Below are 15,287 nucleotides of genomic sequence, written 5' to 3' on the forward strand. Positions count from 1 at the left end.
CGCGGCGCCATGAACGAGCGCGCAGCCCTCGACCAGAAGCCGACCGAGACCGACCGGATCGGCTTCTTCGGCAAGCTGCCGACGCATGGCGACTTCGTATCGACCGGAATGGGAAGTGGGCTTCAAAGCGAGTTCGATATTTGGCTGCAGGCGGGCCTGCAGGCCGTACAACAACAGTTCGGCACGGATTGGGAACGCCACTTCCGTGCCATGTTCTCTTGGCGTTTCATCATCGAACGCGGGCTGTGGGGGCCTGCGACGATCGCGGGCGTGCTGGTCCCCAGTCTTGACCGAGTGGGGCGCAGCTTTCCGCTGGTGGTTGCAACCCAGCTTCCAGCCTTTACCGATCATCCGCGGCTCCTCTATCTCGACGAGACCTGGTTCACCGCGGCCGAAGCGATTGCGGAAACATCCGCCAGACGAGACTTCGACATTGAACAGTTCACGGCGAGCCTGAAACGGCTGAGAACCTTGCGACCGGCCGACCTTGCGGAAAACGACGGACGCAGGCGCAGCCTGCCGACGCAAACGACCCTCTGGTGGCGGATCGACCCCGAGACCCGGCAGGCGAAAGGATTTCGCACTACCGGCGCGCCGCAGCCCGATGATTTCAGAAGGCTCGTATTCGAAGACACCTTGACCCCTTCAACCCCACCCAAATCGCCGCCGGCGGAAAAGCCGCGCCCTGCCAAGCAGGCCCCGTCGCTCGTCGACGAGCCCGGAAGTGTCTTCCTCGATCATGCCTACGCCACCCATCCCGGTACACGCGTGAGGCTGAATGCCGATGCGTTGCTTATCTCGAAAAGGCCCCGGCTTTTTGCCATTGCCGATGGCGTCGGCGATGACAACGGCGCCGTCGAAGCGGGCAGGATCGCCGTCCACACGCTGAGCGAAGCTGCCTGCCATGAGACGATCGAAGCGCTGGTACAGGACGTCAAGGGCAAGCTCGGCAAGGCACACGGACTTCTGCAGTCGGCACATCTGTCTTCCGGCCGGGAGCCGCCCTCCGCCAGCATCGTCGTGCTTGCCGAACTTGACGGGCGTTTCGCCCTGCTCTGGGCCGGCGATGCGCGTTGTTATCTGATACGACATGGAATGATGCGCTGCCTCACACGGGATCATGTGGAAATCGGCATCAGGCGCGCACTTTCGCGAGGGATCGGCACGCGGGGACAACTGATCCTCGAGGTTCTATTCGATCACCTGCAACCGGACGATCGCTTGCTGCTCTGCAGCGCCTCCCTGCCGCGGGCCCTGTCCGAGCGCAGCATCGCCGAAACCCTCATCTCCGAGGAGATCGAAAAAACGGCCGACATCCTCGTTCAGGAAGCCCTCATCGCCAATTGCCGCGAGAACCTCAGTGCAATCGCAGTCGTCGTGAAAACCGATGACACCTGATGACCCAGACGACGACTTCGAGGAAATCGCCCGCCGTTTCTCCGATCTGCGGCACGCCTTGGTCCATACGCAAAACGGAGTGCGATCCGCCGAGGCCAGAAGAATGCTGGCCGACCAGATTCGCGATGCGCTCGATCGCGGCGAGGCCCGTCTCGTCAAAGCTGACAGCGAGATCATCGCAAACAGTTTCACCCTCGAAGCATTGGTTCATAATGGTGTCGCGACGCAGGTCTATCGCGCGCGCCATCGCGACCTCGGCACGCTGCACGCGATCAAGATCCTCCGCCCGGCTCAGGCTGGCGACCCCGTCACGCGCGGGCTGTTTCTGCGGGAGGCGGAAATCGGCATGGCTCTCGGCCATCGAAATGTCGCCCGCACGCAAGTCCTTCTCCGTCTTTCCGATGGACGTCCGGCGCTTGTCATGGAATGGCTGGGACAGGCTCTGGCCGATGTCCTGCCGCGTACCCCTCTCTCGATCCCGGAAGTGACATCGATCATGACGGCGATATTCGAAGGTCTCGGTGCCATCCATGCGGCCGGCTTCGTCCATTGCGATCTGTCGCCGGCCAATCTCCGGTCCGCTGGGGATGGTTTCTCCGATTTGAAGATCGCCGACTTCGGCATCGCGCTCGAAACGGGCCGGCGGCAGGGAGAACTCGACCTCGGATTTGCGGGTCAGCCGGAATTCGCATCCCCGGAACAAAGGGCCGGCGAACCGCTCGACCAGCGTTCCGATCTCTATGCCTCGGGCCGCCTCCTATCATTGCTCCTGCACCATTGCCGCAATCTCGACGGAAGAGCCGAACAGCTGAAAGCCGTGGCAATCCGGCTATCGCAGAAAGATCCGAGGGGCAGGCCGGAGAATGCAGAAGCCGCCCTGCATCTGCTTCGCGGCCTCGGAAAACACCTTGTCGGAACTTAGTTGCCGCCGGAACCTGGAAGCGGCGCGGCCGCCGTCGGTACGCTTTTCTGATAGATCGTGAAGAGCTTGGCGAAATCCACCATGCCCGAATTGCTGGCGTAGAGAATATCGCCGTCCATGACCTTGAACTGTTGCATCAGCGCCAAGTTGGCAACGTCGTGCAGGTCGACACGATAGATCACCGGCTTCGTGGTCATCACAGTCGTGCCGGGATTTTTGGCCGCTGTCGCCGCCGCCACCTGCGAATAGACAGGCTGATTGCGAAGGACATAGAAATTGCTGGCGTCCGCACGATCGTCAAGCAGGCCGCCGGCACGGCCGAGCGCCTGTGCCAATGTCAGCTTGCCCGCCTCGAACTGGAATTCTCCGACGCTTTTAAAGGCACCGAAGGCGGTGAAGGTCGGCGCGTCGTCCTCGACATAAAGCTGATCGTCGGGCAGGAGATACACATTCTGCCGATCATCGTTCAAGACGCGGTCCAGCGGTGCGCTGGCGCGCTGCTTGCCGCGCACGAGCGTCACGGTTGCCGCTCCGGGTGCCGAGGAGGCCCCGCCCGCCAGCGCGATGGCGTCGAGCACGCGTTCCTTCCTGGCGGTCAGCGGGAAGCGGCCGGCCGAGCGCACGCCGCCGTTGACGGTGAAGCCGCTTGTCGGCTTGTCAACGACGGTGACCACCGCCTGAGGGTTGACGGCCGAGCCCTTCAGCCCATTCACGATGCGGGCCTGAAGAGCCTCCGGCGAGGATTCCAGTACCCTCTGCCGCCCGACGAAAGGCAGGGTGACAGTTCCGGCGGAATCGACAGTGAAGCGACCGAGAGTGAGCGTCTTGCTCGCCGTGGAAGAAAACAGGCCCTCTTCGCCGGTGTCGAGAATGGTGACCTCGATGACATCGCCGCGTCGCAACCGATTGTCGGCGAAGCCGCCCGAACGCATCGTACTGAGGCCGGGTTCCGTCGGGGAATACGCAAGCGGCGTGGCCGCAACTGGATTCATCGGCGCGTCGGCAAGCCTGACAACCGGTATTCTCTCATTGGTATGCGGCATGGAGGCGCTGTAGAAGCCGCCGGCTGTCGGGCCATCCGATGGCCTTGCGCATGCACTGAGAAGCGCGACAAAGACGAAGGGCGCCAGCTTCCGCATCACGTATCCTTGGACAATGTTTCGTTGTACCGAGAGATAACAGCGGTAAAAGACGGGGCAATATTGGCACCGACGAAAAATGCAATTGTGACAGTTTAGGGGCAGAGACTGTGTCCTATTGGCAACCATCGGAGGAGCGATGTGCTGCCGTACAACAGGCCTTGGGAGGATTGTGGAGCTACGAACCGGTTGTCCTCGCGCGGCAACATTCCTCAACATGCGATTCGTGCGGATCATTGGGCGGCGATTGAAACACTTGCCGTCGAGCCGAGCACGATCAGCGCGATGGAGGGCAGCACGGTTTCCGCCATAACAGCACCCGTGGCCAGAAGTACGATCATCTCCGGGAAAAGCGCCGGCGCGACCGCCGCCATGTCCGAAACCTTGGAGCCGGAAATGCCGGAGACGAGGAACATTGAGCCCAGCACCATATAGGACATGCCGGCGCGGACGTAGCCGAGCAGCAAAGCCAGCACCTCGACGATCGCCTTTCCCATGCCGGTCGCGTCGAGAATGCATCCGAACGGGCCTGTAAATATGTTGTTCGACAACTTCTCTACAACTTATACGATCAGGGGTGCGACAAGTGAGATGACACGTCCGCGACGCCCTGAAGCGACGCGCAGAAATGCTTCCGAGCAATCCGAAGGAGCAATGGGAGCTTAGAGTTCGATCGCTCTCTCTCGGGCATTCATGATGTGACGGTCGATGGCGTCGCTTGCCGCATGCGGATCGCGGGATTTGATCGCGTCGATGATTGCCAGATGATCGGCAAATGCCGGTGGCAGCACGCACTCGGAAAGGCTGATGCGGTCGAGCTTGATGAGCCGCATGCGGATCGCGTTGACCGCATAGGCCTGGATCAGCAGATCGTTCTGCGTGCCTTCGACGAGCAGGTTATGAAAACCGTCGTCGACCTTTTGGCCACGCTCGAACACGTCGGGCGATGGTGAAGTCCGGACTTCGTCCAGGATGGACTGATGCAACTGCTTCTGCTCGTCGAGGATGGCGTCGGGCATCCGCCGTACGGCAGTCAACACGGCCTCACGCTCCAGCGCCATGCGCACCTGAAAAGTCTGGCGGATCATCGAAAGGTCGATCTGGGTAATCTGGATGCCGCGTTGCGGCATGACCACCAGAAGGCCCTCATATTGCAGGCGCGGCAGAAGCTCGCGTAGCGCGCCGATCGACAAACCCAGGAGGGCGACCAGCTCCCGTTGCGACACGAACTGGCCAGGCCGCAACCGACCATCGAACAGCGCTTCGCGGAAACGCTCATAGGCCATCTGTTTCACCGAACGGAGCTCCGGCTGGCCCATCTTGGACGGTGCTGTATGTGCGCTCATCTGTCCCCTATCGCCGGCCGATGCCGGGCCGGTCAGGCAGCGGCGCGATAGCCCGTCTGCCCGAACAATTCAATGAGCATAGCACGATCCCGCTGCCCGAGAGCAAGCAGGGGTGGCATCGCATCGGCTAGACTTTGGTCGCCCTGATAGCGGCCTGACGAGTTCCTCGTTATAGAACTGATCTAATCAGTATAAGTATCAGTAGTCAAATGTCTATTTACTCAGCCGATCTCTGCGGCATGTTGCAGGCCGGTTGAAGAGGGAGGAATGCCATGTCGGCAGCGACCCGCACTTTTCGAAGTATGTTGAATTCCTTGGTTTTATTGAGATGCGTCCGATTGCCGGAGCAGCTATGGATGATGTCGGCCCCACGGCTTTCGTTTCCAATCGAGGATCAATAATCCAATGACGACTTCCAATGCCCGCCGCCATGGTCTCGCAGATGCGATTCGCAACGCCATCCAATCGCAGACCACCATCGATCCCGAACCGTTCCTCGGACTTCCGCTGGCCGAAGGCTTCGGCATCCAAGCGGAAATCTTCCGCAGTTTCGGCCAGCCACTGAAGGGTTCGAAGCTGACGCTGAAAGGCGGGCTCTGCCACAGCGCACCGTTGCTGCAGGTTTCGGAGAATGCGCAGCAGCCTTACCAGCCAGGGCTTTCGGTAGAAGTCGAACTTGCGTTCGTGCTTGGCAAGGATGTGGTTGCCGGCAATGGCGCCGTATCCCGCCAGGACATCGTCGATGCGATCGCTGCGGTGCGGATCGGCGCCGAGCTTCTCCGCAGCCGTTATCAGGGCGGAGCGCGTGGCGATCAAGGCCTCGCGGTGGCCGACTTCATGAGCAATATCGGCTATGTCCTCGGCCCTGAACTCGGTCGGCATCTGCTGGATCAGGATGCGGAGATCGGCAGGCTGCTGCTCGTAATCAACAGCGAGACGGCCTATGACAAGGTTGCGTCGCATGCCGATGGCGACCCGCTGAAGACAATCGTGGCGCTGGCCAACCAGACGCCGATGTCTCCTTTCCCGATGCTGAAAGCCGGACAGGTAGTTACGACCGGCACGCTGTGCGGACTGGTTCCCGTGGGTGCAGCCGGCAAGGTCGAAATAAACATGGCTGGAAGGCAATTTCTTCTCAACGTCGGCTGATGTGACCGGACCCAGGGCAGTTGGTGCGATGATGTATTTCATCGGAGTTGACGTCGGCACAGGCAGTGCCGGTGCGAGCGTGTTGGACACGGCTGACCGACTGCTGGCCGCCGCTTCGGAAAGCCGTCGCGCTGTTCACTCGCTCCGCTTCCGATCAGGTGATCGCAAAGCTTCTGAAGGGACATCGCGATATCGCCGATGCGGTCAGCGGCGGCAACGACAGCCATGAGCTTGAGGTCCATGCGCAGGCGGTCGACTGGGGCATGCATGACGCCTTCATCGATGCGCTCGGCAATACGATCATTCGAATGCCTACCGGGTCAACTCGATCAAGATGCGGCTGATCAGCCAGGAGCGTTTCCGCATCGACGGCCGGGTCGGCCGTCATGAACGAGCACCTGAAAGTGCTGGAAGCGATCGAGCGGCGCTCCGCCGAGGATGCGGTTGCGGCGCTCGCCGCGCATATCAACCACGCGCGCGATCGCGCAATCAGACTCTAGGAGTTTGGAAAAAGCCGCCGGACATTGGAGTATCCGGCGCAACAGGAGGAGGGAATAGCATGTCGTCTTCATTCTGGAATCCCACCCGCCGTGGCTTTCTGGCCGGCTCGGCGGCATTGGGCGCAGCCGGGCTTGCCGGCGTTCGCCCGGCATCGTCGTCGCGTTCATCCTGGCGCTGATCTTCTTCTGGAACAACTTCGTCTTCGGCATCGTGCTGGCGAGCCGCACCACGTGGACGCTGCCGGTCGCCGTCTACAACATGCTTTCCTTCGAACAGGTCAGCTGGGGACCGCTTGCCGCGACCGCGCTGATCGTCACCCTTCCCGTGCTGGTGCTGACGCTCTTCGCGCAGAAACAGATCGTTGCGGGCCTGACGGCCGGCGCGGTCAAGGGCGGCTGAGCAGGACATCCGGGCCGCGGATGCCAGGATCGACAAACTTGCAAAATCAAGCCGTCCAAAAGCGCTCGTCTCTCGGCACCCGCGCTCCAATGCGGGTCGAGGCGCGGTGCGGTCGGCGTGATCTCAACCGGTGGCCGTCGCAGCCCTGCGAAGCGCCTGAGGCGGCTGGCCGTAACTGCGCAGGAAGGCCCGGCGCATCCGGCCGGCGTCTCCGAAACCTACCGCCTCGGCGATCTGCTCGAATGGCGCGTGGCCGGATTCGATGGCCGTCCGCGCGGTTTCGAGACGCAGGCGCTCCACGGCTTTCGCCGGCGTCATCCCCGTTTCCGAAGCGAAGGCGCGGGCGAAGTTCCGGGGGCTCATCGCCGCCCGATCGGCGAGCCGCTCCACCGTCAGCGGATCCGGCAAATGCTCCTGCATCCAGTCGATCAACGCGGCAAAGCGACCGGTGCGGCCACCAAGCTCCATCAGCGCCGAAAACTGCGACTGGCCGCCGTGCCGACGTTGATGAACGACGAGCTGCTGCGCCGTCCTGCGCGCGACTGCCGGTCCAAGATCGTCCTCGATGAGAGCAAGCGCCAAATCTATTCCGGCCGAGATACCCGCCGACGTCCAGACATGACCGTCCCGAATGAAAATACGTTCGGCATCGAGTTTGATCCTGGGATAGCGGCGCGCGAAATCGTCGGACGATATCCAATGGGTGGTAGCCCGGCGTCCATCAAGGAGGCCGGCTTCCGCAAGAAGATAGGCGCCCGAGCAGACACTTGTCACGCGCCTCGCACTCGTCTGCCTGAGCCAGCCCAAAATCTCATGCACGGCCTCCATCGAACGGATGATCTCGCCTCCGACAACCATCACCGTGTCGAACGGCCCCTCCATCAAACATGACGACGACATGCTCAAACGCGACGAGCTCTCGACTTCTCCTCCGCCCGGGGCCATCAAAAGAAGTTCATAACTTCCGGGCCGAAAATGCTCGGCCATCTCGAAAGCCGAAACAGGACCCGCCACGTCCAGGATCTGGAAGCCGGGATGAATGACCATAGCTATGGTTTTCGGCATGGCAGTTTTTGCCCGATTAATGTCATTTCAGCCGGAGGATAGCACGCGTATTCTTGGTCACAAGTCATTGGAACTCGGAGAGCGCACGGATGAGCAAGGGCTGGCGGTTGACTTCGCAGGCTGTGCTGGGAATTGTCGCGATCTTTCTGGCTGTGGCCGGAGGCTGGTTTGCCTATTTGCCGTCCGGCGCCATTGCCGGGACAGCGCAGCCGGTGTCTGTGGATGAGGCGCGCGCAACCGTGGAGGCATTGAGGCCACGGAAATCTGCCCGTCCCGTCGTTGCAATCATCGGCATCAACGACGGGACGGAGATCACCGACTACCTGATGCCCTACGGCATCCTTCGGCGTGCCGACGTGGCGGATGTCGTGGCGCTTGCGACGCAGCCGGGGCCAATGACGCTCTATCCCGCCCTGAAGGTCGAGCCGCAGGCGACGATTGCGGATTTCGACAGGCGGCATCCGGAAGGCGCCGACTATGTCGTCGTTCCCGCCATGATCCGCGAGGACGATCCCGCCGCATTGGGATGGATCCGAAGCCAGGCAGAAAAGGGCGCCATGATCATCGGTGTCTGTGTCGGCGCCAAGGTCGTCGCCGCGACAGGCCTTCTCGATGGCCGGAAAGCAACGACCCATTGGTATTCGCTGGACGACATGCTGAAGGAGCATCCTTCCATCCGCTACGTGGCCGACCGACGTTTTCTGGTGGACGATCGCGTTGCGACAACGACAGGGATCAGTGCGTCCATGCCGATGTCGCTGACATTGGTCGAGGCGATCGCCGGCCGCGAAAAGGCCGAAGCCGTCGCCACCGATCTCGGTGTCGCGCACTGGGACGCACGGCACGACAGCGGCGCTTTCAGGTTCACGCGGCCCTTCGCCCTGACCGCGATCGGCAATTCACTCGCCTTCTGGAATCATGAGATGCTGGGCATCGAGCTTTCGAAAGGGATGGACGAGGTATCGCTGGCGCTCGTCGTCGATGCCTGGTCGCGCACCTATCGCTCGAAAGCCGTGACCTTTGCCGCGAGCGCCGACGCCGTGGAGAGCAGGAATGGCATCCGCATCATTCCCGAGGAGCTCGCCCAGAACATGACGGCGGCGCGCGTGCCCGGAACACCGCTCGGCCGCAAGCCGGCCGAAGCCCTGGACGAAACGCTCGCAAGCATTGCCGATCGCTATCAGGCGGCCACGGCCGATTTCGTAGCCATGCAGCTCGAATACAGGAGACGACCGACGCCGCAATAGATCATCGCGGCTCACCCCATCACTCATCTTTCCAATGAGAGGAAGGAAAACAGCCATGAAAGCTCTCATCGCAGGCGCCGGCATCGGCGGACTGACGACTGCGCTGCATCTCCACGCGGCAGGAATAGAGGTCGAGATCTTCGAGCGGGCCGACGAAGTTCGTGAACTCGGCGTCGGCATCAACATGCTGCCGCATGCCGTGAGCGTGCTGGCCGAACTCGGACTTCTTGCTGGCCTCGACGCCGTAGGAATCCGTATCCGGGAGTTGATCTACACGAACCGCTTCGGGCAAATTGTCTGGCAGGAATTGCGCGGCCTCAACGCAGGCCACGAGGCACCGCAGATCAGCATCCACCGCGGCAAACTGCTCGGGGTCATCCACCAGGCGGTCATTGCCCGCCTCGGGCCTTCGGCCGTCAGGACCGATTGCCGGGTCGAAGGCTTCGAACAGTCCGAAGACGGGGTGACGGTTCATCTCGGCAGGCCGGACGGATGGCGCGGCACCGCCCGTGGAGACCTGCTGATCGGCGCCGACGGCATCCGTTCCACGATCCGGGCACAGCTCTATCCCGAGGAAGGGCCGCCGATCTGGAGCGGGATCATGCTGTGGCGTGGCGCAACGCGCTGGCCCATCTGGCGCGACGGACTCACGATGACGATCGCCGGCGGCAATTTCGCAAAGTTCGTCTATTATCCGATCCAGGCCGATCCTGCCGACCCGGACATGCGGCTGACCAACTGGGCCGTGATGGCCAAGACCGGCGAAGCCGGCACGTCACCGAAACGCCGCGAGGATTGGAGCCGGTCGGGCATTTGGGAAGAGGTGCTGCCCTTCGTGCGCGACCGTTTCCACCTCGATTTCGTCGATCCGGCCTCCATCATCCAGGCAACGGAGAATTTCTACGAATATCCGAATTGCGATCGGGAGCCTCTGCCCCGCTGGTCGTTCGGTCGCGTCACGCTGCTGGGGGATGCGGCTCATCCCATGTATCCGGTCGGCTCCAACGGAGCGAGCCAGGCAATCCTCGACGCGCGCTGCCTCGTGCAGGAACTGCAGAAAGGAAATGGCATCGATGACGCCCTCGCCCGTTATGACGACCAACGCCGGCCTGTCACGTCGGAAATCGTCCTCGCCAATCGCAAGGGTGGGCCAGAGGGCGTCATCGACATGATGGAGGCCCGTGCCCCGGACGGTTTCGACGATATCGACAGTGTGGCTTCGTTCGACGAGCGCAAAGCCGTCGTGCGAGGCTACGCGTCTCTGGCTCGCGGGCAAAGCCGGTAGGTTTCGCACCGCCCGGAGCCATGCCGCTCCAGACCCGCGAAGCGGCATCAGAATTCAGCCGTCTGTTTGGCAGTCTCCTCTCGCATGAACGAGGACTGCTTGCCAGGCTCGGCCGCGCGACGGTAGTCATGGGCTGGGAGAGCACGACGGGCGTCAAATTCGTTGATGCCTGGCATCGCCGGCATCGGGTGCGATACCGCCGGCGTGGAGATGCTCGCACGGAGGTGACGTGAGGGCTTGGGCCGCCGCGCCAAATGCGGACGGAGCATCGCCAACGCAATGCCCCGCCCGGCCAGTCTCACTTCCTGGAGATGTTCCAGTAGACCGGCACGGCTGCCTTCAGGATGCCGTCAAGATCACTGCGCACGGCGCGGACCAGATAGAGCTGCGCGGCCGGCCAATAGGGCACGTAATCCACGGCTCTCTTCTGCAGGTCGCCGGCAATCTTCTTCTTCTGCTCATCGTCCGCCGCAAAGGCGAACTCGCCGCGCAGCTTCTCGATCTGCTCGTCGCATGGCCACCCGAACCAGGCCTTGTCGCAGTTGGCGCGAAGGCCGAGATGACCGACCGGCTCGAACATGTCCGCACCCGTCGGTCCCGACATGAACAGCGACCAGCCGCCTTTGTCGACGGCTTCCTTGGACGAGCGGCGGCCAACCAGCGTGCCCCAATCCATCGCCTGCGGCTCGACCTTGAGGCCGATCTGGCGCATCAGCTGTTCGGCGACCAGGCTGAAAGTATTGGTGGGACCGCTTTCGGTCGCATGCAGGACGACGACCGGCGTGCCGTCGTAGCCGCTCTCGGCGATCAGCTTCTTCGCCTTCTCGATATCCGGCTTCACCCAGCCTTCGTCCGTGAAATAGGGCGAGGAGCACATGAAGAAGCTCGGGCAGTTCTTGTAGAGCGCCGGATCGCTCACATAGGCCCGAGCGAACTTTTCCTGGTCTATCATGTAGCGGATCGCCTGGCGGACCTTCTGGTTGTCGAAGGGCGGTTTCGATGTGTTCATGCGGAAGACCATCTGCATGCCGAGCGTATCCTGCGGCATGGTCTTGATATCCGGATTGCCGGCGAGCGTCGGCAGGAAATCCGGCGGCACTTCTTCGAAAATATCGATTTCGCCGGCCTGCAGAGCATTGAGCGCGGTCTGCGCGTCCGGGATATAGTGCCATTCGACCCGGTCGACCTTGGCGAGCTTGCCGCCCGCGAGGCCGCTCGCAGGCTCCTGGCGTGGCTTGTAGGCCGGGTTCTTCACATAGACCACCCTGGAGCCCGGTACCCACTCGTCCTTCTTCATGATGAAGGGGCCGGAGCCGGTCGGATCGGTGATGGCCGTATCGGCCGGCGTCGCGGCAATCGCCTTCGGCATGATGAAGGGCACGTTCGAGCTCGGCTTGCTCAGCGCTTCGATGACGAGACCCCAAGGCCGCTTGAGCTTCAGCTCGAAGGTCTTGTCATCCCTGACCGTCAGGCCGTCGCTGATGGCGGCAAGCTGCTGGCCGAGGCCGTCGCGCTGCCACCAGCGCTTCAGCGAAGCGACCGCATCGTCCGACGTGACCGGCTTGCCGTCGCTGAAGGCGAGGCCGCCGCGCAATGTGAACGTGTAGGTGAGCTGGTCGCTGCTGGTCGTCCAAGTTTCGAGCATTTGCGGTCGTGCCGCCAGTTTCTCGTCCAGCGAAAACAGCGTGTCATAGACCATGTAGCCGTGGTTGCGGACCATATAGTCCGACGTAATCACCGGATCGATCTGTTTCAGGTCGCCGAAGGGCCTGATCTTCAGGACCGTTTCGGCGAAGGCGGGCGACATGGCGCCCAGGAAGCCTGCCGCGAACGATGCGGCAAGCAGTATATTCGGCCGTTTCATTTCAGTACTCCTCCCGTTTGACTGATGTTAGGCGGCTGCGATGCTGTCTCCCGTACCGGACGGTCCGGCATCCAATCGCGGCAGGACTTGCCAGTGATGGCAGGCGACGAAATGGCCGGCCGCGACCTCGCTCATCGGCGGTACCTGCCGCACGCAGATGTCGGTCGCGAAAGGACAGCGTGTCCGGAAACGGCAACCCGAAGGAAGTGCCGCGGCGCTGGGCACCTCCCCTTCGAGCGGTGAACGGCGACGCCGGTTGCGCGGATGGGTGGCGGGCACGGAGTCGATCAACGCCCGCGTATAGGGATGCGCCGGCGCGTTGAAGAGCGCTTCCGCCGGAGCCCGCTCGACGATCGCGCCGAGATACATGACGGCGATATCGTCGGCGAGATACCGCACCACCGAGAGATCGTGCGAGATGAAGAGATAGGAAATTCCGGTTTCCTTCTGCACATCCTTCAGAAGATTGAGGATCTGCGAGCGGATCGACACATCGAGCGCGGCCACCGCTTCGTCGGCCACGATCAACGACGGCTCCGCAGCGAGCGCGCGTGCTATCCCGAGGCGCTGGCGCTGCCCGCCGGACAGATGGTGAGGCAGGCGGGAATGGAAATGCTGCGGCAGGCCGACCTGGTCAAACAGGCGCAAGACCCTGCGACGCCTTGTTTCCGTATCGCCGATCGCGAAGTTCAGCAGTGGTTCCTCGACGATCTCTGCAGCCGTCATGCGCGAATTGAGGCAGGCGAACGGATCCTGGAAGACCATCTGGACCTGTTGGCGCTTCCGCCGCAGCCTTTCGCCGGACAGGGCGCCAAAATTCTCGCCGTTGATACGGACTGCGCCCGCGGTAGGCTTCAGCAGCCGCACGACCATGCGGCCGATCGTCGTCTTGCCGCAACCGCTCTCGCCGACGAGGCAGAAGGTCCGGCCGCGTTCCACCGAAAAGCTGACGTCATCGACGGCGCGCAGTTCCCTTCGGCCGAAGAGCCCGAACGGTCCCTTCTGCGACGTGAAGATCCTGGTGAGGCCGGAGACTTCCAGAACTGGGTCGACTTCGTGAACCGCGCTCATGCCATCACCTCCTCGCCAACCTTGGCCAGCCAGCAGGCGGACCGGTGCAGGCCGTCGCCCTGGAGCGGCGGTCTCTCGGAATGACAAATCGGCATTGCGGACGCACAGCGCTTCCGAAAGGCACAGCCCGCATCGAGCGAAACCGGGTTCGGCACATTGCCCGGAATTTCGGCAAGACGATCGCGGCTGCCGCTGTTGAGCTGCCGGATCGCTCCAAGCAGGCCGCGCGTGTAGGGATGGACCGGGCGATCGAAGAGATCGTCGACATCGGCCTGTTCCGCGACGCTGCCGGCATAAAGCACCACGACCCTGTCCGCCATCTCCGCCACCACGCCGAGGTCGTGGGTGATAAGCAGCACGGACGTATCGAATTCGCGTCTCAGATCATCGATGAGCGTCAGCACCTGCGCCTGGATGGTGACGTCGAGCGCCGTGGTCGGCTCATCGGCAATCAGCAAGGCCGGCTGCAGGGCAAGCGCCATGGCGATCATCACCCGTTGCCGCATGCCGCCGGAAAGCTGATGGGGAAACTCCTGCGCGCGCCGCGCCGCATCGGGTATCCGCACGAGGTCGAGCAGGCGCAGGACCTGCTTCAGGGCATCGGCCTCGGAGACGCCGCGATGCTCGACGATCACCTCGGCGATCTGCCGGCCAATCCGCTGCACGGGGTTGAGCGAGGTCATCGGCTCCTGGAACACGATCGCGATGCGGTCCCCCCTCAACCGCCGCATCTCCCCGGCTCCGAGCGAGATCAGATCGCGCCCTTCGAAAAGGATACGGCCGGAGGAGACCTGCATGACTTCCCGATTGAGCAGGCCGATGATGGCAAGCGCCGTCAGGCTCTTGCCGCAGCCGCTTTCGCCAACCAGGCACAGCGTCTCGCCCCGATCGATCGAAAAGGAGACGTTGCGAACCAGCGGCACCGACGCGGCACCCGCATCGAGCGACACCGAGAGGTTCTCGACCGAAAGAAGCGGAAGGTTCATCGCAGTTCTCCTCCCTGCAGACTAGGGTCCAGCATGTCGCGCAGCGCGTCGCCCATGAGGTTGGCGGCAAGCACGGTGGCCGCCAGCATCAGAGCAGGAAAACCGAGTATCCAGGGCGCGATCTGCAGGAACTGCCGGCCTTCCGACATCATGTTGCCCCAGCTCGGAACGTCCGGCGGCGTGCCGGCTCCGAGGAAGGAGAGGATCGACTCCAGGATCATCGCCGAGGCGAAGACATAGGTCGTCTGGACCATGATCGGCCCCGCCGCACCGGGCAGAATGTGGCGGCGCAGAATCGTCGTCGTCCGCCCGCCACAGGTGATCGCGGCCTCGACATAGGCGCGCTCCCGCAAGGTCAGTACGCTCGCCCGCACCACGCGCGCCATGCGCGGGATCTCCGGGACGGCGATCGCGGTGACGATCACAAAAGGCGAGGCACCGATCAGCGCGACGAGCGCAATTGCGAGCAGGATCGCCGGAATGGCCATGACCGCATCCATGGCCCGCATGGCGATCGTGTCGATCGCACGAAAATAACCGGCAACGACGCCGATTGCGACGCCGATCATGGTCGTGACCATCGCAACCGAAATCCCGACCGAGAGCGAAACCCGTGTGCCCCAGAGCGCCCGGTCGAGGACCGAACGACCCACCTGATCCGTGCCGAAGGGCTGATCTGCCGACGGCGCTTTGAGGCGGCCAAGCGGATCGAGCGCCGCCGGGTCGCCGGTGATCCAGGGACTCGCCAGAGCCAGCACGCTGAAGGCGAACAGCAGGCCGCAGCTCGCAGCCAGCATCGGCTGCCGAAGCGGGAAAGCTATGATCCGGCGAAAGCGGTCGGAACTGGTATTCCGCTTCTCGCCATCCTCCGAGGACGTGGCGTCCGACGTCGTGATGATTGTCATCGGCCCCTCC

The 15,287-nt window shown here is 62.7% G+C and carries 13 protein-coding genes and 4 pseudogenes; 9 read left to right on the forward strand and 8 right to left on the reverse strand.

The window, feature by feature from the left end:
- Positions 1 to 9 precede the first annotated feature (9 nt).
- Together tagF and DMO26_RS01775 are read left to right on the forward strand one after the other, a co-directional pair.
- On the forward strand, positions 10 to 1,398 hold the full coding sequence (gene tagF / locus DMO26_RS01770) for a type VI secretion system-associated protein TagF (RefSeq protein WP_117190288.1): 1,389 nt from the start codon (positions 10 to 12) through the stop codon (positions 1,396 to 1,398).
- Positions 1,388 to 2,320 carry a serine/threonine-protein kinase gene (locus tag DMO26_RS01775; protein ID WP_117190289.1) on the forward strand — a complete coding sequence of 311 codons (933 nt, stop codon included), beginning with the start codon at positions 1,388 to 1,390 and terminating at the stop codon, positions 2,318 to 2,320. The genes tagF and DMO26_RS01775 overlap by 11 nt, the downstream gene beginning before the upstream one ends.
- Here the strand turns inward: DMO26_RS01775 and DMO26_RS01780 are convergent.
- The 3 genes and pseudogenes from DMO26_RS01780 to DMO26_RS01790 form a co-directional block, all read right to left on the reverse strand.
- Positions 2,317 to 3,459 (reverse strand): polysaccharide biosynthesis/export family protein, encoded by a 1,143-nt coding sequence (locus tag DMO26_RS01780; RefSeq protein ID WP_117190290.1) that lies wholly within the window; start codon positions 3,457 to 3,459, stop codon positions 2,317 to 2,319. The genes DMO26_RS01775 and DMO26_RS01780 overlap by 4 nt on opposite strands.
- A gap of 239 nt (positions 3,460 to 3,698) precedes the next feature.
- Positions 3,699 to 3,980: pseudogene (locus tag DMO26_RS01785) on the reverse strand (TRAP transporter large permease subunit); the annotation flags it as partial.
- Between the two features lie 141 nt (positions 3,981 to 4,121).
- Positions 4,122 to 4,805 carry a GntR family transcriptional regulator gene (locus DMO26_RS01790; protein ID WP_117190291.1) on the reverse strand — a complete coding sequence of 228 codons (684 nt, stop codon included), beginning with the start codon at positions 4,803 to 4,805 and terminating at the stop codon, positions 4,122 to 4,124.
- Positions 4,806 to 5,210: 405 nt separating this feature from the next.
- Between DMO26_RS01790 and DMO26_RS01795 the strand changes: the two genes are divergently transcribed.
- The 5 genes and pseudogenes from DMO26_RS01795 to DMO26_RS01810 all read left to right on the forward strand — a co-directional run.
- The gene (locus DMO26_RS01795) at positions 5,211 to 5,954 is read left to right on the forward strand and encodes a fumarylacetoacetate hydrolase family protein (protein WP_117190292.1); all 744 of its coding nucleotides are present in this window, start codon (positions 5,211 to 5,213) and stop codon (positions 5,952 to 5,954) included.
- Between the two features lie 71 nt (positions 5,955 to 6,025).
- A complete protein-coding gene (locus DMO26_RS34740) occupies positions 6,026 to 6,298 on the forward strand; it encodes a hypothetical protein (RefSeq protein WP_264319334.1) in 273 nt (90 codons plus the stop codon).
- Positions 6,299 to 6,328: 30 nt separating this feature from the next.
- Positions 6,329 to 6,454 (forward strand): annotated as a pseudogene (locus DMO26_RS34745) (FCD domain-containing protein); the annotation flags it as partial.
- 59 nt (positions 6,455 to 6,513) lie between these two features.
- A pseudogene (locus DMO26_RS01805) lies at positions 6,514 to 6,615 on the forward strand (twin-arginine translocation signal domain-containing protein); the annotation flags it as partial.
- A pseudogene (locus DMO26_RS01810) lies at positions 6,600 to 6,854 on the forward strand (carbohydrate ABC transporter permease); the annotation flags it as partial. The pseudogenes DMO26_RS01805 and DMO26_RS01810, both read left to right, overlap by 16 nt.
- A gap of 123 nt (positions 6,855 to 6,977) precedes the next feature.
- Here the strand turns inward: DMO26_RS01810 and DMO26_RS01815 are convergent.
- Positions 6,978 to 7,919: a GlxA family transcriptional regulator gene (locus DMO26_RS01815; protein ID WP_117190294.1), complete on the reverse strand. Its 942-nt coding sequence runs from the start codon at positions 7,917 to 7,919 to the stop codon at positions 6,978 to 6,980.
- An 89-nt stretch (positions 7,920 to 8,008) separates the two neighbouring features.
- Here DMO26_RS01815 and DMO26_RS01820 point away from each other — a divergent pair, with 89 nt between their 5' ends.
- On the forward strand, positions 8,009 to 9,166 hold the full coding sequence (locus tag DMO26_RS01820; protein ID WP_117190295.1) for a DJ-1/PfpI family protein: 1,158 nt from the start codon (positions 8,009 to 8,011) through the stop codon (positions 9,164 to 9,166).
- Positions 9,167 to 9,221: 55 nt separating this feature from the next.
- Positions 9,222 to 10,451: a flavin-dependent oxidoreductase gene (locus tag DMO26_RS01825; RefSeq protein ID WP_117190296.1), complete on the forward strand. Its 1,230-nt coding sequence runs from the start codon at positions 9,222 to 9,224 to the stop codon at positions 10,449 to 10,451.
- A gap of 298 nt (positions 10,452 to 10,749) precedes the next feature.
- On the opposite strand, the gene DMO26_RS01835 is transcribed toward DMO26_RS01825, so the two are convergent.
- The 4 genes from DMO26_RS01835 to DMO26_RS01850 are packed head-to-tail and all read right to left on the reverse strand — an operon-like array spanning position 10,750 to position 15,277.
- Positions 10,750 to 12,315, reverse strand: coding sequence for an ABC transporter substrate-binding protein (locus tag DMO26_RS01835; RefSeq protein ID WP_117190298.1), 1,566 nt, complete (start codon positions 12,313 to 12,315; stop codon positions 10,750 to 10,752).
- 27 nt (positions 12,316 to 12,342) lie between these two features.
- Positions 12,343 to 13,386: an ABC transporter ATP-binding protein gene (locus DMO26_RS01840; protein WP_117190299.1), complete on the reverse strand. Its 1,044-nt coding sequence runs from the start codon at positions 13,384 to 13,386 to the stop codon at positions 12,343 to 12,345.
- The gene (locus tag DMO26_RS01845; RefSeq protein ID WP_117190300.1) at positions 13,383 to 14,372 is read right to left on the reverse strand and encodes an ABC transporter ATP-binding protein; all 990 of its coding nucleotides are present in this window, start codon (positions 14,370 to 14,372) and stop codon (positions 13,383 to 13,385) included. Before DMO26_RS01845 ends, DMO26_RS01840 begins: the two co-directional genes overlap by 4 nt.
- Complete coding sequence (locus DMO26_RS01850) at positions 14,369 to 15,277, reverse strand: ABC transporter permease (protein ID WP_162894666.1); 909 nt, start codon at positions 15,275 to 15,277, stop codon at positions 14,369 to 14,371. Before DMO26_RS01850 ends, DMO26_RS01845 begins: the two co-directional genes overlap by 4 nt.
- Between the last annotated feature and the right edge of the window lie 10 nt (positions 15,278 to 15,287).

The sequence above is a fragment of the Rhizobium terrae genome (assembly GCF_003425685.1).
In the GTDB taxonomy this organism is placed as follows: domain Bacteria; phylum Pseudomonadota; class Alphaproteobacteria; order Rhizobiales; family Rhizobiaceae; genus Neorhizobium; species Neorhizobium terrae.